12 protein-coding genes and 1 pseudogene are annotated in these 20,261 nt (G+C 73.2%); 5 read left to right on the forward strand and 8 right to left on the reverse strand.

The window, feature by feature from the left end; translation table 11 throughout:
• Window positions 1-11 precede the first annotated feature (11 nt).
• From AC1MLT_RS05915 to AC1MLT_RS05925, 3 genes are all read left to right on the forward strand, one after another.
• Window positions 12-1,205 (forward strand): serine hydrolase, encoded by a 1,194-nt coding sequence (locus tag AC1MLT_RS05915; protein WP_481034356.1) that lies wholly within the window; start codon window positions 12-14, stop codon window positions 1,203-1,205.
• Window positions 1,144-2,205, forward strand: a complete 1,062-nt coding sequence (locus tag AC1MLT_RS05920; protein ID WP_481034357.1) for a serine hydrolase — start codon at window positions 1,144-1,146, stop codon at window positions 2,203-2,205. Before AC1MLT_RS05915 ends, AC1MLT_RS05920 begins: the two co-directional genes overlap by 62 nt.
• 132 nt (window positions 2,206-2,337) lie before the next feature.
• On the forward strand, window positions 2,338-3,333 hold the full coding sequence (locus AC1MLT_RS05925) for a formylglycine-generating enzyme family protein (protein ID WP_481034914.1): 996 nt from the start codon (window positions 2,338-2,340) through the stop codon (window positions 3,331-3,333).
• Window positions 3,334-3,367: 34 nt separating this feature from the next.
• Here the strand turns inward: AC1MLT_RS05925 and AC1MLT_RS05930 are convergent, their stop codons facing one another.
• Window positions 3,368-4,117, reverse strand: a complete 750-nt coding sequence (locus AC1MLT_RS05930; RefSeq protein WP_481034358.1) for a helix-turn-helix transcriptional regulator — start codon at window positions 4,115-4,117, stop codon at window positions 3,368-3,370.
• A 185-nt stretch (window positions 4,118-4,302) separates the two neighbouring features.
• Here AC1MLT_RS05930 and AC1MLT_RS05935 point away from each other — a divergent pair, with 185 nt between their 5' ends.
• Both AC1MLT_RS05935 and AC1MLT_RS05940 read left to right on the forward strand, forming a co-directional pair.
• On the forward strand, window positions 4,303-4,947 hold the full coding sequence (locus AC1MLT_RS05935) for a response regulator (protein ID WP_481034360.1): 645 nt from the start codon (window positions 4,303-4,305) through the stop codon (window positions 4,945-4,947).
• Between the two features lie 595 nt (window positions 4,948-5,542).
• Window positions 5,543-6,631: pseudogene (locus tag AC1MLT_RS05940) on the forward strand (ATP-binding response regulator); the annotation flags it as partial.
• Window positions 6,632-6,647: 16 nt separating this feature from the next.
• Here AC1MLT_RS05940 and AC1MLT_RS05945 read toward each other — a convergent pair.
• The 7 genes from AC1MLT_RS05945 to AC1MLT_RS05975 form a co-directional block, all read right to left on the reverse strand.
• Complete coding sequence (locus tag AC1MLT_RS05945) at window positions 6,648-8,531, reverse strand: alkaline phosphatase D family protein (protein WP_481034362.1); 1,884 nt, start codon at window positions 8,529-8,531, stop codon at window positions 6,648-6,650.
• A 20-nt stretch (window positions 8,532-8,551) separates the two neighbouring features.
• Window positions 8,552-12,784, reverse strand: a complete 4,233-nt coding sequence (locus tag AC1MLT_RS05950; RefSeq protein ID WP_481034363.1) for an alpha/beta fold hydrolase — start codon at window positions 12,782-12,784, stop codon at window positions 8,552-8,554.
• A 120-nt stretch (window positions 12,785-12,904) separates the two neighbouring features.
• The gene (locus AC1MLT_RS05955; protein WP_481034364.1) at window positions 12,905-13,852 is read right to left on the reverse strand and encodes a hypothetical protein; all 948 of its coding nucleotides are present in this window, start codon (window positions 13,850-13,852) and stop codon (window positions 12,905-12,907) included.
• 60 nt (window positions 13,853-13,912) lie between these two features.
• Window positions 13,913-17,308, reverse strand: a complete 3,396-nt coding sequence (locus tag AC1MLT_RS05960; RefSeq protein WP_481034366.1) for an error-prone DNA polymerase — start codon at window positions 17,306-17,308, stop codon at window positions 13,913-13,915.
• Window positions 17,301-18,752 (reverse strand): Y-family DNA polymerase, encoded by a 1,452-nt coding sequence (locus tag AC1MLT_RS05965; protein ID WP_481034368.1) that lies wholly within the window; start codon window positions 18,750-18,752, stop codon window positions 17,301-17,303. The genes AC1MLT_RS05960 and AC1MLT_RS05965 overlap by 8 nt, the downstream gene beginning before the upstream one ends.
• A complete protein-coding gene (imuA, locus tag AC1MLT_RS05970) occupies window positions 18,721-19,653 on the reverse strand; it encodes a translesion DNA synthesis-associated protein ImuA (protein ID WP_481034370.1) in 933 nt (310 codons plus the stop codon). Before imuA ends, AC1MLT_RS05965 begins: the two co-directional genes overlap by 32 nt.
• Before the next feature lie 107 nt (window positions 19,654-19,760).
• Window positions 19,761-20,114 (reverse strand): DUF3140 domain-containing protein, encoded by a 354-nt coding sequence (locus tag AC1MLT_RS05975; RefSeq protein ID WP_481034371.1) that lies wholly within the window; start codon window positions 20,112-20,114, stop codon window positions 19,761-19,763.
• Between the last annotated feature and the right edge of the window lie 147 nt (window positions 20,115-20,261).

Raw genomic sequence — 20,261 nt, forward strand, 5'->3', positions numbered from 1 at the left:
ACAGTGACGGCATGCGCTTTCGATGCACGCCGATCCCGCTTCCTTCCCGTGTCGGCTTCCTTCCCGCCCTGGCCTGCGCGATCACCCTGAGCCTCGCCGCACCGGCGCCGGTCGCGGCCCAGACCCGGCCTCCGGGCCCGGGCGATCGAGCGAGCGAAGCGCCCTGGCAGACGCGCCTGCGCGCCGACCTGGCGCAGGCCGATCCGCAGGGCGCCGTCGGCGTCCACGTGCGCGACCTCGACACCGGAGCGACCGTCTCGCGGCATCTCGATCAGCCCTGGTACCTGGCCTCGATGGTCAAGGTGCCGGTCGCCATCGCGGTGATGCGCGGCATCGACGCCGGCGACTTCAGGCTCGACACGCCGCTGACGGTGCGCGCCTCGGACTATGTCGATGGCGCCGGACCGACCAGCCGGCAGCCGGTGGGCAAGGCGCTGAGCATCCGCTACCTGCTCGACCAGATGATCATCCAGAGCGACAACATGGCCACCGACATGCTGATCGACCTGGTGGGCGCGGCCGAGGTCAATGCGCTGATGGCCACGCTGGTGCCCGATGGCTTCCGGCGCATCACCACGCTGGGCGAGGTGCGGCGCCAGATCTACGGCCACCTCGCGCCGCACGCCGAGCGCCTGAGCGGCCGCGACCTGATCCTGCTGAACCGCCAGCGCGCCGACGGCGCCCGGCTGCGCCTGCTGTCGCAGCTGCTGGAGACGCCGGTCGAGCAGTTCCGCCTGCCCACGCTCGACGCCGCGTACGACGCCTACTACGCCGGCGGACTCAACACCGGCCGCCTCGACGCCTATGGCCAGCTTCTGGCCCTGCTGGCGGATGGCCGGCTGATGTCGCCGCAGTCGACCGCCCACCTGCTCAAGGTGATGACGCGCGTGGCGACCGGCACTTACCGCATCAAGGCCGGCCTGCCGTCCGACGTCGGTTTTGCCCACAAGACCGGCACGCAGCGCCGCCGCATCTGCGACGCTGGACTGATCCGGGCGGCGGACACCGAAGCCGCGCGCGAACGCCGCGTCGTCGTCGTGGCGTGCGTGCGCGACGTGCTGCCGCTCGAACGCGCCGAGGCGATGCTGATGCAGGTCGGCGCCGCGCTCTGCAGGTCCGGTCTCGTCACTCAGGGGGTTCCCGATGCTTCGTCTTGCCAAGCTGCTGCGCCGGCTCGTCTTCCTGCTGCCGCTGTGGAGCGCTAGCGCCGCCTGGAGCGCCGACTGGGACGACGCGCTGGGCCGGGAGATCGACCGCATCGATCGCGAGACGCCCGGCCAGCTCGGCGTCTACGTCAAGCGCCTCGCCGATGGCAGCGCCTATTCGCATGGCGCCGACCGTTTCTGGTACCTGGGCTCGACCGTCAAGGTGCCGATCGCCATCGCGGTGCTGCGCCGCGTCGACGAGGGCCAGCTCAAGCTCACGGATCGCGTCACGCTGCAGGCCGGCGACAAGATCGAGGCCGGTCCGCTGGTGTGGCAGCGCGATGGCCGCAGCTTCACCATCGACGAGCTGCTGCCGCGCATGCTGCGCGACAGCGACAACACCGGCGCCAACATGCTGATGCGCACCGCTGGCGAGGAGCGCGTGACGGCGCTGGCGAAGGCGGCCATGGGCGCGGCCAACGTCGAGCGCATCACCACCCTGGCCCAGGTGCGCTACGACGTCTATGCCGAGATCCATCCGCGCGCGCGCACCCTGAGCAACGACCAGCTGGTGCGCATCGCCTCGGCGCCGATGGGGCCGCAGCGGGTCGAGGCGGTGCGCCGCGCGCTGAACCTGAAACCGGCCGAGCTGCAGGTCAGGACCATGGAGCAGGCCTACGAGCGCTACTACGCCCGCCGGCTGAACGCGGCCACCCTCGAAGGCTATGGCGCGATGCTGGAGAAGCTGGTGCGCGGCCAGCTGCTGTCGCCGGCCGGCACGCGGCGGATGTTCAGCGACATGAAGCTCGGCATCCCCACCAACTACCGGCTGCAGGCCGGCCTGCCACGCGACCTGCCCTTCATCCACAAGACCGGCACCCAGCACCGCACGGCCTGCCATGCCGGCGTCATCGAGCCGGAGAACGGCGGCGCCGAGGCCATCGTCGTCGTCACCTGCGCCGCCGATGTCGACGAGCAGAAGGAGGCCGGCCGGATCTTCGAGCGCGTCGGCCAGGCCCTCACCCGCACCCTGCTGGCCGAGCGCGGCGCCCGCCGCTGAACGCCGCGCGCGCGGGCACGGAGCCGGCGCGCCGGTTGCGAAAAGTTCGCAATGCAGCGATCGAACCGGTCCTAGCATGACCGGATGTCCACCATCGCCCACGTTTCGACGACCATCCATGGCCCGCGCCGGATGCTCGCCCTCTCCTTCGTCCTGGCACTGGGCGCCTGCGCCGGGCGACCGCCGGGCACCCCCGACATCCTCGAGAACTCGCTGGGCATGAGGTTCGTCCGCGTGCCGGCCGGCGAGTTCGACATGGGCGGCGACGAGACATCCGCGCGACTGCATGCCGCCTATCCGGATGCCGAACCCCAGCGCCTGACCGACCTCGCCGACGAGGCACCCGTGCATCGCGTGCGCATCGGCCGGGCCTTCTACCTGGGCCAGCACGAGGTCACCGTCGGGCAGTTCCGGGCCTATCTGGCGGCCTCGGGCCGCGTGCCCGAATCGCAGGCCGATGGCACCGGCGGCTATGGCTACGACCCCGCCCACGATCCGGCCAGGTCGCCCCGGGGCGATGCCTTCGCGGGCCGCGACCCGCGCTATTCGTGGCGCCACGTCGGTTTCGCGCAGGACGACGACCACCCCGTCCTCAACGTGACCTGGAACGACGCCGTCGCCATAGCCCGCTGGCTGTCGGAGCGGGAACACGCCGTCTACCGGCTGCCGACCGAAGCGGAATGGGAATACGCCTGCCGCGCCGGCGGCACCACCCGTTATCCGGGCACCGACGATCCGCATTCCCTGACGGCCATCGGCAACACCTTCGACCGGGACGCCGCCGCGTACTGGCCGGCCTGGCGCGATCGCGCGCTCGCAGGCAGCGACGGCCATGCCTTCACCGCGCCCGTCGGGCGTTTCGCGCCCAATGCCTTCGGCCTCCACGACATGGTCGGCAATGCCTGGGAATGGACCGCCGACTGGTATGGCGAGACCTATTACGCCCACTCCCCGATGGTCGATCCGACCGGCCCCGCCGAGGGCGAGGTCAAGGTGCGCCGTGGCGGCTCCTGGCACACCTGGGCGCTGTACGCGCGCTGCAGCTACCGCAACTGGAACAGCCCCGACACCCGGTACACCCTGGTCGGCATGCGCCTGCTGCGCGAGATCGGCACCGAGGGGCGTTGACGTCCGGGCCGGGCGCTCGGCCGCGTCCTGCGTCCTAGAAGGCGCTGGGCATCGGCGGCAGCTGCGCCACGCGCTGGACCAGGTCGCGGATGCTGGCCGAGTGGGTCTTCAGGCGGATGTTGGCGATCTGCGTGCGCACCGTCGACAGCGCCACGCCCTGGCGGGTGGCGATCTCGGCGGGCGGATGGCCCAGGCACAGGCCCATCAGCACATGCACCTCGGCGCTGCTCAGGCCATGGTCGCGCGCGAAGCCCTGCGCCGACAGTTCCGAGCAGATCGCGCGGCGCGACATCATCACCAGCACGCCACCGGAGGTCGCCGCCGCGCCGGCGCCGCCCTCCCCCTCCTCCTCGTCGTCGCCGGTCCCGGGCATGGGCACGATCGCCACCACGAGGCCGTGCGTCTCGCCGCCGATGGTCAGCATGCGGCGCAGGCCGCAGGCCGACGCGGCCTGGATGGCCAGCCGCAGCGACTGCTGGTCGCGCGGATCGTCGGCCACCAGCGCTCCGTCGGTGACGCGCAGCCCCGGCTGCTGGGCCAGGTGGGTCCGCGCCGCCCGGTTGGCATGCAGCAGTCGCTGCGCGTCGTCCACCAGCATCACGCCATAGTCGATCTGGTCGAGCATCAGCGCCAGGCAGCCATCCGCGATGGCGACGCCGTGGCGCGGCGGCATGCCGTTCCAGCGCTGCAGCACGGGCCGCTCCACGGACATCGGCGGCACCGGCGGCACCGGCTGGCGCGCATAGGTGATGGACGACCGGGTAGCGATCGGATCGAATTTCATGGAAAACACCTCGGCGAACGGAAGTGCAACTAAGGTATTCTTTTTATGAACTCCGTTACATCACCTAAAAGGGTGAAACACACCTTGTATTTCTCTCCACACGAGGGTCCCGATGCTCCGCCGGACGGAGGAAGGCAGCCTGGCGACGGCGCGCTAGAGTGGGTCTTTGGCATCGGGGTGGCGGCATGAGAGTGTTGATGGTGGACGATCACGTGATGGTTCTGCAGGGCCTGCGCAACCTGCTGAAGGTGCTGATGAACGACCTGGACATCGACATGGCCCACACCCTGGGCACGGCCCTGACCCTGGCCACCGGGACGCGCTACGACCTGGTGCTGCTCGACTGGAACCTGGAGGACCTGCAGGGCGACGAGGCGATCCGGCGCCTGCGCGACGTCGGTTGCGCGGCCCGCATCGTGATCCTCTCGGGCGAGAGCAAGCCATCCCTGATCCACCTGGCGCTGGAATGCGGCGCCGCCGGCTTCATCCCCAAGCGCTACAGCTCGGAAGCCATGGTCGGCGCCCTGGAGGTGGTGCTCGATGGCGGCATCTTCCTGCCGTCGGACCTCCCCGGCGGCCATGGCGGCGGCAGTGGCGCCACCCATGCCCTGATCGAGGCCGAGCAGCGCATCGGCGAGCTGACGCCGCGCCAGATCGACGTCTATCGCGCGGCGGCGCGCGGCCTGCCCAACAAGCTGATCGGACGCGAACTCGGCATCGCCGAATCCACCGTCAAGACCCACCTGCAGGCGGTCTACGCGGTGCTGGGCGTGCGCAACCGCACCGAGGCGGCGTGGCAGGCCTCGCGCGAAGGCATCCGCATTGGCTGAGGCGGGCGCCGGCGGCACCCTGGAGGAGCGCATCGCGCACGCGCACCTGCGTCTGGTGCAGAAACAGCTCGGCCGCCTGCCGCTGGCCTACCTGCTGATCGATGTCTTCGTCGCCTGGCTGCTCGTGCGCGCGGGCCTGCCCTGGGTCGGTCCGCTGTGGCTGGTGATGCTGCTGCCGATGCAGGTCTGGCGCTGGCGCTACGTGCGCCGGATCATCGCCGCGCCCCCGGCCGACCCGGCCCGCGCGTTGCGCATCCTGGGCCTGATGCTGGCGCTGCTGGGCCTGATGCGCGGCGCGCTGGTGCTGCCGATGTTCTCGCAGCCGCTGCATGCCGAGCACTACATGTTCACCATGATCTACCTGGGCATGCTGGCGGGCACCGGCGCCTCGGTGGCCGGCCAGGTCCGGCCCTTCGTGACCTGGGCCGTGCTGGCCCCGGGCGCGCTGGCCGGCGCCTGGGTGCTGCAGGGCGACATCGACGGGTTGTGGCTGGGAGCGCTGATCGTGTCGCTGGTCACCGTGCTCACCGGCCACGTGCGCGACCAGGGACGCGGCCTGCGGGACTACGTCGAGCTGGCGCGCGACCACGAGGTGATGGCCGAATCGCTGCGCGTGGCGCGCGACCAGTCGGAGGCGGCGAGCCTGTCGAAGACGCGCTTCTTCGCCGCCGCCAGCCACGACCTGCGCCAGCCGCTGCATGCGCTGTCGATCAATGCCACCACCCTGGAGCTGCTGGCGCGCCGCCAGACCGATCCCCGCATCCGCGAGCTCAGCCAGAGCATCTATCGCGCGCTCGACCAGAGCAACGGCCTGCTCGACAGCCTGCTGGACATCTCCAACCTCGATGCCGACGCCATCCGCCCGGAACTCGCCGACACCGACCTCGCCGCCCTCCTGGCCAGCATCCGCGAGGGCTTCGCGGCCCTGGCGGCGCAGAAGGGACTGACATTGCGGCTCGACCTGCGCGCGCCGCACGCCACCGCCTGGACCGATGCCGACCTGCTGCGGCGCGTGCTCAACAACCTGGTGGGCAACGCCCTGAAGTTCAGCAGCGCCGGCTGCGTGACGCTGACCCTGGAGTCCGGTCGCACGCCGGCGCATGGCGAGGTCGCGATGGTGTCGGTCAGCGACGAGGGCCCCGGGATCGCCCCCGACGAGCAGGAGCGGATCTTCGAGGAGTTCTACCAGATCGGCAACGCCTCGCGCGACCGCAGCAAGGGGCTCGGCCTGGGCCTGTCGATCGTGCGCCGCACCGTCGCCCTGCTGGGCGCCGACCTGCAGCTCCACAGCGTGCCGGGCCGGGGCACGCGCATCCGGCTGCTGCTGCCGCCGGGCCAGGCACTGCCGGCGGATGTCGCGGCCGCCGACCCGTGCGCGCAGGACGACCGCGTGGAGCCGCTGCCGGGCCTGCGGGTGCTGGTGATCGACGACGAGACCGAGATCCTGCACTCCCTGCAGGGCCTGCTGGCCGAGCTCGGCTGCGAGGCGCATTGCGTGCGGGACGGCGCCGCGGCGCAGGCCGTGCTGGCGACCGGCTTCGTGCCCGAGGTGCTGCTGGTGGACCATCGCCTGCGCGAGGAACACGGCACCGAGGTGATCGAGCGGCTGCGCCAGCGGCTGGGCCCGGTGCCGGCGGTGCTGGTGACCGGCGACACCCAGCCCTCCCTCATCCAGCTGGCCCGCGCCGCCGGCCACCGGGTCATCCACAAGCCGGTGCAGGGCCATCTGCTGACCCGGGCGCTGCGCGAGGCGCGGGCCGGGGCGCCCCTTGGCCGGCCGCCCGACGATCCGCCGGCGACACCGTCGACAACGGTGGCGGCGACAGCGCCAGGCTGAGCGCGACCGACGCATCGCGCGCGCGATCGAACTCGACATCCAGCCGCCAGCCGCCCGCTGCCGCCTCGGCCAGCGCCAGCACGGCGAAGCCATCGCCCGGCACCCAGTGCGACACCGAGACCTCGCAGACATACCAGGCCCCGGGAGCGCGGGGGTCCTCGAAGCACCAGCGGTCCGGAGCGGCGAACTCCTCGGGCACGGAATTGGCGAACGGGTAAGGCGCGTACAGGCCCGAGCTGTGGATCGAATGCAGCGCCACCGTCCGCGTGGCGGCCAGGTCGGTGAGGGTGATGCGCGTCACGCTCGACAGGTGCTCGTCGCCGGAGAGGAACACCAGGTCGGAGCGTCCCGCGCGCCAGATCGCGGCCAGCAGCGCGTGCAGGCAGCGCGGGTAGCCGTCCCAGGCATCGGAGTGCAGGCCGCCGCGCGCGCTGCGCGCGCTGATGCGGCGCCGGGGCAGCAGCATCGAGGGCGAGACGACGAAGGCCGGCCGGTCGCGCGGGCGCCGCAGCCAGGCATGCAGCGCCCGCTCCTGGCGCGCCGACATGAGGCGCGGCGCGTCGAGCCCGAGCGGATCGACCGCGGCCCGCCGGGCCTGACGCTCGGAGCGGGTGTCGGCCAGGAAGAACCCGATGCCGCGCTGCTCATGGCGATGCCATTGGGAGGGGCGTGCCCGGTCGCGCTGCCAGCGCCCATAGGCCGCCAGGCCGGCCCGGCGCAACGCCGCGTTCAGCTCGGCATCCCGCGGCGCCGCCGTCGGCGGCAGCCGGGCCCAGTTGTCGTCGATCTCGTGGTCGTCGAGCATCATCCGGCTGGGCACCAGGCCCAGCACGCTCTGCGCGCCGGCGCTGCCCAGCCAGTTGCGATAGGGCATGCGCAGCCAGTCGCCATCGATGCCGTCGATGTCGTCGCCGGGCGTCGCGACGGGCACCGCGCCGGCGCGCGGATCGAACAGCCCGGCGGTCTCGTCCACGTAGACCTGGTCGCCCGCCAGCACCAGCAGCCCCGGGCGCGCGGGATCGCCGAAGCGGCGCAGGCGCTTTCCCAGGCGCAGCATGGAGGCATCGGCCGGACCGGGCGGCCCGGCCGGCACGTCGTCGCGCGGGGCCGGCGTGGCATCCGTCAGGCCGGCCGGGTACTGGCAGCTGCCGAGCGCGAAGACCAGCGGCGGCGGCGGGCCGTCCCGCGTGGCGCCCGGCGCCAGGGGCCGGTCGGCCGGATCGAGATGGACCACGCCGCGCCGCCAGCTCGCGTTCTCGCCGATGCTCGCCGCCTCGAGCGCGCGCCAGACGTCGTTCCAGGCGCGCGGATCGTCCGCGTCCATGGGCGCCAGCGGCGTCCGGTCGGCCTCCTGCGGATCGCGCTGCCAGAACAGCAGCAGCACCAGCGCCAGCGAATGCGCGCCCGCCACGCGATCCCATTCGGCCGGCGAATGGCGCGTGACGATCGGCCCGGCCGATGGCTCATCGCGCAGCACCACGTGGGGTTCCAGCAGGGTCCGCAGAGCGGTCGCGCCGGCCGCGGCGGCGGCGGCGAACGCCGTCACGTCGAGGTCGAGCCGCAGGCTGCCGTCGCTCTGCGGCCGCAATGGCAGCACCGCCAGGCCGAGCGGCCGGCCGCGCCCGCCCTCGCTGGCCGCGTGCAGGCAGACCCGGCCATGCTCCAGCCACAGGCGCACGCCCAGCGATGGCGTGACGGCATACAGGCGGGTGCCGGGAGGACGCTTCGCGTCGCGGGTGCGGGTCATGCCATCGGCTCCGGGTCGGATCATGGTTGCGCCAGGAACCCGCTGATCTGCCGCAGCGTCGCACGGGTCGCTTCGGCATCGCCGATCAGCGAGTCCTGGTGGCCGAGCGTCCCGGGCGTCAGCAGCTGCGAATCGAAGCTGCCGTGCGGGCCGCAATGGCGCGTGAGCAGTTCGTCGAGCAGCGCCTTGGAGCCGGCATCGACCAGGCCGTTGGCCGGCGCGTGCAGGCTCAGCATCGGGAAGTCCAGGCGCTCGCGCAGCCGCTGCGGATCGACGAAGCGGTTGAAGCCGTGGCGGTCGGTGATCAGCCGGTAGCGCGCGAAGTGCATCACCTGCGACACCGTGTCGACATTGAAGGGGCCGAAGAAATCGTCGATGCACGCCAGGGTGGCCTCGCTCATGTGCGCGAGATTGAGCACCCGCCCGAACAGGGCGTCGATGCGATGCCGCGTGCCGACCCATGGCAGGCGCCGGCCCGGTGGCCAGGCCGGGTTCTCGCGCCCGAACTCGCCCGCCGGATACGGCAATGCCGCCAGCACGCGGTCGAGCAGCTCGTCGACCAGGCCATCGTCGGGGCCGGGACGAAAGCGATAGTCGCGCCCGGCGAGGAACTGCTTGACATAGCGCATCAGGTAGGCGCGCGCGACATTGGCCGGCGCCAGCAGCAGCGCCGGCCCGACCTGCGACATCACCAGGCGCCGGATGCGGCCGCGCGGCGATGTCCCGGCGCCGCGCCGCGCGGGATCGCCCTCCCACAGCGCGCGGCGCAGATCCTCGTGACGGGCCGTGCGCGCCGGGCCGCCCGTCGTGTCGCCGAGCAGGCCCATCATCAGCATCGCCGAGCCCATGCAGTGGGCCACGATGTCGATGCGCTCGACGCCGGTGGCGCGGCAGACGTGGTCGACCGCCAGCGGGATGTCCTCGTAGCCCATGTCCTCGAAGGCCCATGGCAGGCCGGCCGTCGCCGGCAGGCCGCAGCTCGAGCGCAGGTCCAGGATCCAGACGTCGCGCGCCGGCTCGCCCGTCAGGTGCCGCATCAGGCCGGGTTCCAGGGTCGGATGCGCGAAGGTGGTGCCGCTGGCGCTGTAGCCGTGGATCAGCAGCACCGGCGGCAGGCCGGCGGCCGGAACGTCCGGGCGATAGCGCGTGAGGCGGATCAGGACCGGCAGCGTCCGGCCGGCCGCATCGACATGCCGCGCCACCAGCAGCTCGACCACCCGCGGCACCGGCGCCCCGGGCACCTCGCCCGGCAGGCGGCGCGGCACGCGTGGGGTCGGATCGTCGGGCTTGCGGAAGCTCCACAGGTGACCGTCGACCAGGATGCGCGTCGTGTAGGCCGCGAAGCGCGCCAGGTCCAGCAAGGCCGTGGGCTGGTCCTGCTGGTCGACCACGCGCAGCAGCGGCACGCCCACCGACGCCAGGTACGGCAGGTGCAGCGCCAGTCGGGGCCGCGCCAGCCGGCCGCGCCGGTCCCGCGCCAGGCCCGGGAAGTCCTCCAGCGTCAGTTCCATGAGCTGGGTGAGCGGATTGGCGTCGCGCGCGTAGCCCAGCTGCTTGACGCCACGAAACCGCAGGTCGCCGGCCAGCTGCAGCGCCAGTGGCCCGGTCGCGCCCTCGATGGTCAGGTCGTAGTCCAGCCGCCGCACCGCGCCGGCGCGGCTGGCGAGCGCCACGATGCGGCCGACCTGCTGGCGCAGCCAGGCCCAGCCGCGCCGGGTGCGACGCACCGGGACGGCCTCCCCCGCCACGGCCGGCGACGCGGACGTCGCCGCAGTCGCGGATGTCGCGGGCAGCTCGGGCATCGCCGGTGCCGGCGGACTCGCCAGCCACGTCAGCAGGCGCTGCGTCAGGTCGCGCAGGCCCCGGTTGGGCAGCCAGGCGCGCAGCCCGCGCCAGACGCGCTGCCAGCCGGTGCTCGGCGCCCGCGCGAACAGGTCGATGTGGCCGGCGAGTCCGGAGCGCAGCACGATCCGTCCGGGCGCCGGCTCGTCGTCGTCGCCAGCCAGCGGATCGATTTCGTAGACGCGCAGCTGGCAACGCGGCGCGTCCAGGGTCACCCGGCGCGGGCCCGTGGGGCTCATCAGGTCGCGCAGCAGGGTCGGCCGCGAATTCAGCGTCAGCTCGATCCAGCGGGCCTGCCCGTCCGCGAAGGTGGCCATGCCCCGCAGACGCTCGACCAGCTCGATGGCGGTGGGCCGCGCCGGTGCCGCCGCCGATACCGGCGCGCGGAACATCGGACGCACGCGCGATGGCGGCTCGGATGGCTCGGCCGGCTCGGCCGGCGGGCCGATCCCCCAGTGCCGGCGCAGGCCGCGCGCGGCCCGGTGGGCCAATGTGGCGATGGTCAGGGCCGGATTGACGCCCAGCGAGGTCGGCACGATGGCGCCATCGAGCACCGCCAGGCCCTCGTGCAGGCGCGGCATGCCGGGCGTCGCGCCGGCCGCGCCCGGTGCGGGATCGAAGACCCGTCCGAGGTGGTCGACCACGCCATCGATCACGCTGTCGCCCATGGCGCAGCCGCCCAGTGGATGCACCGTGAACAGCGGCCCCAGCGGCAGCCCCAGGTCCTCGCGCATGCCGTCGGGCAAGGCCTTCCAGAGCGGATTGGGCAGCACCCGCTCGATCTCCGGCGACGCGCGGGCGAGCCGCTCCAGGGCCTCCTGCTGGGTGCCGAGCGCAGCCAGGTCCCGCAGTCGCGGCCAGTCGATCCGCAGGCCGCCGTCGCCCTCGCGATCGACATCGGCACCGGCACCGGCCGCCGAGGGCACCAGCTCGAGGCGGCCATCGGCAGCGTCGTGGCCGATCAGCGCCACCGGCAGCATGCGCTCCAGGCGCGCCGGATCGACCGCCTGCGGATCGGATGCGGCGGCGCGATGCGGCGCGCCATCGCATCGCTCCAGATCGTGCAATGTGGCGGCGGTGGCGAAGGTCTCGCCGAAGACGTGGCGCAGCGCACCGGGCACCGCCAGGTCCTGGATCACGCAACGCTCGGGAGCGTCGCGGCGGTCGATCATGGCGGTGATGGTCGGGCCGATGCGCCGGGTCCCGGCGGCGGCCGATGCGTCCTCATCGGCGACGGCGCCGTCCCGGGCATCCCGCCCCTGGACCGAGGCCAGCATGTCGCCATTGGTCGAGAAGCGATGGCCGAGCAGGTCCGACAGCGGCAGGCCGGCGCGCCGCGAGCGCAGCAGGATCTCGGTCGATCCCAGGGCGCCGGCGGCCAGCACCACCCGGCGCGCGCGCAGCCGGAAGGGCCGGCCCTGGCGCAGGCGCAGCTGCGCATCGGTGTGCTGCACGATCACCACCCAGCCCTCGGGCTCGGTCTCGGCCTCCGCCGGCGCACCGGCGGGTGGTGGCGGCCGTTCCAGCCGCAGCACCGTGGCGCCGGTGTGGAGCGCCACGCCGGGGACGTGGCAGGCCTGCGCCAGCAGTCCGACGTCGAGCGAGATCTTGGCATTCTGGTTGCAGCCCGTGGCGCAGTCGCCGCAGCCGACGCAGGCCGACAGGGGCACGCCGGCCACCGTGCGCGTGCCGGGCCGCAAGGCCACCGTCAGGGGCACCGGCCGCGCCGCGCCGTCGATGCGACCCAGGGCCGCCGTCTTGTCCAGCCCGGCGGACGCGGTGCCGGCGACGGTGTTGGGCGCGGCCGCCGTGCCGGCGCCCAGCCAGCCGCCGACGGTGTCGTAGTCGCAGGCGCGCAATGGATCGGCGCGCAATGCGCTTGGCCAGGGCGATGCGTCCATCACGTCGTCGGCCGGCCGCAGCATGACGCCGGCATTGATCAGCGAGCCGCCGCCGACGCCATTGGCCAGCAGCACCGAGACATCGCCGCCCAGGCGCAGGTCGAACAGGCCGAGCGGCCGGCCCCGCGGTGCGGTCCGGCCCGGCGTGCTGAAGCGCACGTGGCCCGCCAGGTCGGCGAAGCGGGACGGGAAGGCGCCCTGGAGATATTCGGCGCCGCGCTCCAGGATGCAGATCGAGAGCGGCCGGCCGATGCCATCGGCGGTCTCGACCCGGCTGCCCGCGAACTCGCGCGCCGTGAGCGCCGCGCCATAGCCGCTGCCGACGATCACCAGGTCGACATCGTGCCCGGTGCCAACCGGCGCGGCCACGCCGGCGACCCCGGCATCCATGTGCGGGAAACGCTCGACCAGGGCCTCGAGTCCCTGCCCCAACCAGGCGACGTCCGTGGCGGGCCGGCCGGGCGTGGCGTCTTCAGCAGTGGGTGGCGGTTCGGTGTCGGCAGGATTCACGAGGCGTCGGAGCCGGCATCGGGCGGTGGCGGGACGCGTCGATTGTGGTCGGGCGGACCGGCCGCCGCCATCGTCCTTCCTGGGGATGCGGCATGCCGCCGCCCGGGTTAGGGCACCGGCCTAGCCCAGGACGTGCAGTGCCTCTTCCTCTTCGTCCAGCGACCGCAGGATGCCCTGCGCGTCGTCGTCGAAACCCCGCACCGGCTGCGCCTTGGCCAGCGCCATCCAGGTGCCGAAGGGCATGCGCGGCAAGGTCCGGTGCACGGCGGCGCGCGCCACCACCAGGCGGCCGGCCTCCAGCATGAGCACGCCGCACTCGGCCGGGATCTCGTCGGGCGAGCCGATCGGGCGGTCGCGTGCGTCGCGCCCGAGCACGTACCAGCACTCGCCGCCCAGGTCGAGGTAGGCGGCGCGCTTGTCGGGCTTGCGCAGGTCGGCGATCAGGTCGGCGCGGCGCACCTTGATCTCGTGCACGACCGGCTGGGCATAGGCCTCGACGCTCGTGTTGCGGATCGAGAAGACATCCGGGCGCGCCATGCACCAGCGCGGCGGCTCGCCCTCGTTCTTCGGCGGCAGGCGCGCGCGCAGGCCGAGTCCGCGCCAGGCGATGCGGCCGGCGCGCGTCATCTCGCGCGCCACCTGCTCGACCAGCGCCTCGTGCGCCGACAGCGCCGCGCGGTTGACCACCAGGCTGCTGGCGATGTGGGCGATGCCGCGATCGGTGACGCGCAGGGTCTCGTGCCCGAGCGCCGACTGGCGGCGCTCCAGCAGGCCGGCGGCGAGCAGGTCGATCTCGATGGTGTCGCAGCACGGCCAGCCGGCCGAGCGATGGACGTCGCGCAGGCGCCGCGCGTGGATGCGGCCCAGGTTGAGCGCGCCGGGCGGTGGCTCGACCACCGGCGGGGCACCGCCGGGATCGGTCACCGGCGGTCCGCCGGGCGACGGATCGCCCTCGGGGGGCGGCGCGGGAAACGGGGGCGGCGTGATCGGCGGCACGGGAATCGGCACCGGCGGGCTCACGGGAATGTCGGCGCTGTCGCGCCGCAGGCAGGTGGCTGTCGAGGACATGGGGTACAGGTTAACGAGAAGACGATGCATCGTCGAGATCAGGGAATTGGGCTTGCGAGGTCAATGGAAATCGCGGCTGCGCGGATGGTCGGCTAGCCGCCCCAGCCAGGGCGTCAGGTCCCTGAAGCCATGGGCGAGCAGATGGCGCACCCGGCCGCCGGTCTCGATGTCGCGCTGCCAGACGCCCCGCACGGCCAGCAGCCTGGCCTTGAGCAGCGGCTCGCGCTGGGCCTCCACCAGGTCCCGCCAGACGATCACGTTGACGATCCCGGTCTCGTCCTCCAGCGACACGAACAGGGTGCCATGCGCGGTCTGCGGCCGCTGGCGCATGGTGACGATGCCGCAGGCGCGCACCACCTGGCCGTGCGGCAGCCGGTCGAGCTCCTGCGCGCTCAGGAGCCGCAGACGCGCCATGCGCGGGCGCAGCAGCGCGAGCGGATGGCGCCGCAGCGTGAGGCCGAGCGCGGCATAGTCGCCGACGATCTCCTCGCCCTCGGAAGCCGCCGGCAGGGCCAGCGCCGCTTCGTGGATCGGCACGCCGGCGAGCAGGCCCGGCGGCGCGCGGCGATGCGCGGTGGCCTCCCAGACCTGCTGGCGCCGGTGGCCCGCGAGCGTCGCCAGCGCGTCGGCGGCGGCCAGCGCCGCCATGTCGCCGCCGTCGAGCCCGGCGCGCAGGGCCAGGTCCTCGACATCGGCGAAGGGCGCCGTGGCGCGCGCCTCCAGCAGCCGACGCGCGCCCGCCTCGCTCAGCGAGGCGATGCGCCGCAATCCCAGGCGCACGGCCGGATGGCCGCCCGCCCCCGGCCGCGCGGCCGGCTCCAGCGTGCTGTCGAGGCCGCTGGCCGTGACATCCACCGGCCGCACCTCGACATCGTGGCGCCGCGCGTCCTGCACCAGCTGCGAGGCCGAGTAGAAGCCCATCGGCTGGGCGTCGAGCAGGGCCGCCAGGAAGCAGGCCGGCTCGTGGTGCTTGAGCCAGCAGCTCGCCGACACCAGCAGGGCGAAGCTGGCCGCGTGGCTCTCCGGGAAGCCGTACTCGCCGAAGCCCTCGATCTGCTTGAAGACCGATTCGGCGAAGACGCGGTCGTAGCCGTTGCCGACCATGCCCTCGACCAGCTCGTCGCGAAAGACGTCGACGCCGCCGGCGCGCTTCCAGGCCGCCATCGCGCGCCGCAGGCGGTCGGCCCGGTCGGGCGAGAAACCCGCCGCGATCATGGCGATCTGCATCACCTGCTCCTGGAAGATCGGCACGCCCAGGGTGCGCGCCAGCGCCGGCCCGAGCGCCGGATAGGGGTCGTCGATCGGCTGGCCGCGGCGCAGCTTCTCGCGGTTGCGCAGGTAGGGATGCACCATGCCGCCCTGGATCGGCCCCGGCCGCACGATGGCCACCTCGATCACCAGGTCGTAGTAGCAGCGCGGGCGCAGGCGCGGCAGCATCGACATCTGGGCGCGGCTCTCGATCTGGAACACGCCGACGGTGTCGGCGCGGCAGATCATGTCGTAGACGTCCGGGTCGTCGGCCGGGATCAGGTGCATCTCGAGCGCCGTGCCGCGCCAGGCGTTGGTGAAGTCGATGGCGCGGCGGATGGCGCTCAGCATGCCCAGGGCCAGCACGTCGACCTTGAGCATGCCCATGGCCTCGAGGTCGTCCTTCTCCCACTGGATCACCGAGCGGTCCTTCATCGAGGCCTTCTCGACCGGCACCAGCCGCGTGAGCCGGGTCTGCGTCAGCACGAAGCCGCCGACATGCTGGCTCAGGTGGCGCGGCGTGTCCTTGAGCTGCCGCGCGAGCGCGAGCCACTGGCGGATGCGCGCCGGCCGCTCGCGCACGCCGACGCGCGCCATGGCCTCCTCGATGCGCTCGTCCAGGATGGCGGCATCGAACCAGTGGTGGTCGCGCGCGAAGTCGTCGATCAGCCGGGCATCCACGGCCAGGGCCCGGCCGACGTCGCGCAGGGCGCTGCGCGAGCGGTAGCGGATCACGACCGCGGCGATGGCGGCGCGGTCGCGGCCGTACTTGGCATAGATGTACTGGATCACCTCCTCGCGGCGCTGGTGCTCGAAGTCGACGTCGATGTCGGGCGGCTCGCGGCGCTCGCGGCTGAGGAAGCGCTCGAACAGCAGGTGCCCCTTGGCCGGATCGATGGCGGTGATGCCCAGGCAGTAGCACACCGCCGAATTGGCCGACGAGCCCCGGCCCTGGCACAGGATGCGCCTCGACCGCGCGAAGCGCACGATGTCCTCGACGGTGAGGAAGAACATCTCGTACTTCATCTCGATGATCAACGCCAGCTCGTGCCGCACCTGGTCGCACACCCGCGCCGGGATGCCATCGGCGTGGCGCTCCGGCGGATAGCGTTCGAGCGCGCCCTCCCAGGTCTTGCGCGTCAGGGTCTGCGCCGGGGTCTCGCCGCCGCCGATCAGCTCGCGCGGGTACTGGTAGTGGTCGCGCAGCCGGTCGGGATCGAAATGGCAGCGCCGCGCCACCTCCAGGGTGTGGGCCAGCAGCTCGGCCGGATAGAGCCGGCGCAGCCGCTCGCGCGGGCGCAGGTGGCGCTCGGCATTGGCATGCAGGGCGAAGCCGCAGGCCGCGACCGGCCGGTCCAGGCGGATGGCGGTGACGACGTCCTGCAGCGGCTTGCGCTCGCGCGCGTGCATGTGGATGTCGCCGGCCGCCACCAGCGGCACGCCGGTCGCCGCGCCGGCCTCCTCCAGGGTCATCAGCCAGAGGTCGTCGTCGGCTTCGTCGAACAGCTCGACGGCGATCCACAGGTGTTCGCCATACAGCCCGCGCGCCGCCTCGACGTCGGCGCGCAGCCGCGCGGCATCGACCATCGCGCCCGGTTCGCGCCGGGGCACGAACAGGATCTCGCAATGGCGCAGCGAGGCGGGATCGCCCGCCTCGCTCCCGCCGCCCTCCTCGCCCTCCCCGTCCGGCATGCCGGCGTCCCGGGCCGGGTCCGGCCAGCGCACCCGGTAGTCGCCCTTGGGAGCCTCGGTGGTGCGCGCGGCGGTGATGAATTCGCACAGCCGGCCCCAGCCCTCCATGTCGTGCGCCAGCGCGACCAGCGTGAAGCGCTCGAAGCGGAACTCGCTGCCGTAGAGCAGGCGGAAGTCGGCATTGCGCCAGGCCTTGGGCGCCTCCGGATGGCGCTCCTCCCATTCGTCGAGCGCCCGCAGGTGATCGCGCAGACCGACGTGGGCGCGCACGATGCCGGCGACCGAGCATTCGTCGGTGATGGCCAGCACGCGGTAGTCGAGCTGCCAGGCGCGCGTCACCAGGTCCTCGGGACTGGAGGCGCCGCGCTGGAAGCTGAAGTGGGTCAGGCAATGCAGCTCGGCATAGTCGGGCGGCACGGCATCGGCGGGAATGGCGACATCGGCCACGGGCGTGGGCACCACCCGCAGGCGGGGCGCGCGCCGGGCGCGCAGCTGCTTGTCGGTGAGCTCAGGCATAGAGGCCCTGCAGGAACCAGCGCGCGTCGTCCGCCACGCCGCCGCCGGGCTGCCGCTCGAGGAACACCCAGACCAGGCCGGCACCCGGGCTGTGGGCGATGTAGTAGTCGCGCAGGGTCGGCGCGGGCGTGGCGCCGGCATCGTCCTCGTCGCTCCACCAGCCGGTCTCCAGCTTCTGCGGCCCGGCCAGCCGGCGCAGGCGTCCCTGGTAGCAGGGCTGGCCGTCGAGCACCTCCAGCCGCAAGGGCTCGGGCAGCAGCCAGGCCGGCCACAGGCCCGCGGCGGGCAGGATCGCGGACCGCCGCGCCGCCGCCTCCGCCGCGCCCGCCGGCGCTTGCGGCGCTGGCGGCGCTGGCGGCGACCGGGGCTCCTGCGATGCGCGCAACGCCGGCTGCCAGTGCTGCATGCGCTCGGGGCGATGGTCGGCGCGCATCACCGGCACCACCACCTGCTGCGCGCCCAGCCGCGCGCTCAGGCGCTCGACGAGTTCGTGCAGGCGGTCGCCCGGCCGGTTGTCCTCGGGCAGGAAGCTGATGCTGGCGCCGGCGCAGGGCGAGGTGTCGAGCGATCGCAGCCACAGCCAGCTCGCGGGCGCGGCGAGCGTCGTCAGGGCCAGGCGCTCGCCCATCAGCCGGCGCAGGTGGACGATGTCCTGCGTGGCCTCGGCGGTGCGCACGACGATGGCCTGGTGCGGCGGCAGCTCGACACCCTCGCGGCGCCGCCGGTCGAGCGTCCACTGCAGCTCGATCGCGCGCACGCCGCGCTGGCGCGACCGCAGCCAGACCTGCAGCGCGCCGAGCAGCCGCTGCGCGGCCCACATCAGTTCGGGCGCGGTCTCGGCCAGGGCGGGCAATTCGAGCTTCTGCTCGAAGGCCTCGGGCAGCGTCAGCCAGGCATGGCGCTCCGGCCGCAGGCCCCAGGCGACGTCGAGCGCCTCGCGCAGCCCGGGGCCGAAACGCCGCGACAGGCCGGCGCGCGGCAGCGCCGCCACGTCGCCCCAGGTGGTGCAGCCCATGCGCGCGAGCAGGTCGAGCCGGTCGCGCGCCGCCGTCAGCGTGTGCAGCGGCAGGGCCGCGGGGATGTCGGCCGGTGGCTGGCGCCCGCTGGCGAACAGGCGCAGGCGCGCCAATGCGATCGGCGCGGTGGCGCCCAGGACCTTCTGCAGCCGGTGCAGCGGCACCGGGTTGGAGGCGTCGAGCTGGCGCAGGAGCTGCTGCCGTCCGCCCCACAGGCGTTCGCAGGCCGAGACCTCCAGCACCAGCGCCTCGTCGAGCCAGGCCACGCGCGGCGTGAACTGCAGGGCCCACCAGCCGAGGGCCTCGGGCGACAGGATGGGCGATGGCGCGGCGTGGCCGACATCCGGCGGCGGGACCGTCGCCGGCTCCGCGTCCACCGGTGGCGCGGCCGCGATCTCAGCCTGCCACCGCAATGCGATCCACTGCATCGAGCGGCCCTCCTTCGAGGTGCTGCGGATGGGGGATGCCGGAGGGCGCGGGCGCCTGGCGTCCGCGCCGGCGCCGCAGCGTGGCACGCAGCAATGCCGCCAGCCGCTCGCCACGGGCCGGCAGCGCCAGGGGCGTCGCCAGCGGCGGACCGCGACGCTTGAGCACGTCGACCTCCATGCGGCCGGCCTGGTCGGCGTGGACGGCATGGACGGCCCGACCGGCGAGGCCGGCAACGCCGCCCCCCCGACGCGGCTGCGCATCGGGCGCGCCCGCATGATCGAAGTCGTCGTCCGTCGACCACGACTGCAGCCGCGTCCGCTGGCGTTCCTGCGCCGGCACGGACACCGGCACGAAGCGCAGTCGCAAGCGTGCCGGCGAGGCCATCCGGGCCTGGGCCTCGGGCCTGAAGACGAACAGCAGGTTCTCGTGCTGCGCCGCCGCCAGCTGCAGCCGGCGCAGGTCGCTGGCGCGCGCCTGGGGCAGCCAGGCCAGCACGGCCGCGACGTCGGCGCAGCGCAGGGCCTGCTCGCAGGCCCAGGAGCGGGCGACGGCGCCCTCGCCACGGATCCACAACAGGGTCTCGGCCGGCAATCCGCCGGCGGCGATGGCCGGGACGAAGGGCACCTGCGGCGCTCCCACCAGCACCACCCGGCCCCCATGCCGACGCACCGCAAGCGCCAGGGCGGGCAGCAGCAGCTGCCAGACCTGGGCTTCGGGCACCGCCTGCAGGACCTCGGTCAGCGCGCCGATCGGCCAGCCGCCCCCGGGCAGTTGCGCATCGAGGGCGACATGGCCGGTGGAGACCACCCGGGTCTCGGCCGTGGCCAGTTCGTCACCGCGCCAGACGTCGGACCGCGTGAGCGGCGGCGGGACTTTCGGAGCGAATGAAGGGAAGGCCATGATCGAATGAAGGATTTAACTGTATTTTTATACAGTATCCCGATCCGAAGCAAGCGCTTCTCGGTGCGACGTCGCTCCTCACCTCCCCGGGGCGCGTCGGAAAGCCTTCAATCCTTCACCGGATCGTGGCCCCAGTTCATGAGCGAATAGCGCCACGGCGTGGTTTCGATGTCGCCCTCGGGGCGCTGCGCCAGGTGCCGGTGCACATAGCCCACCACCTTGGCCATGTGCTGCAGATCGGCCTGGGTGCGCTTGTCCTTGCGTTTGCCGAGGATGTCCACGATGCGCCGGCCCGAACGGTGGCCGACCGACTCGCCTTCCCCCGAGGCCGACCAGCCGACGGTCTTCGACTCGCGGGTCCTGAGCCATTTGCCGAGTTGCGCGGCGGTCATGTTGACGACGTCGTCGAAGTCGGTGGTGATCTTCTGCTGCTTGTCTTTGGCGGGTGACTTGGAGTCCATCGGGTTCTCTCGGAGGGCATGGTTCATGGGATGAAACGAGCCATGACCATCGTTTCGCGCCGCACGGGAGGCGCGTCGGTTCGAGGCGGATGGACGTGTCAGCGAAACGCACGACAGGACGGCGTGGCCGTCTCCCCGAGGGCAGCG

Source organism: Variovorax sp. PEI5, from assembly GCF_056679935.1.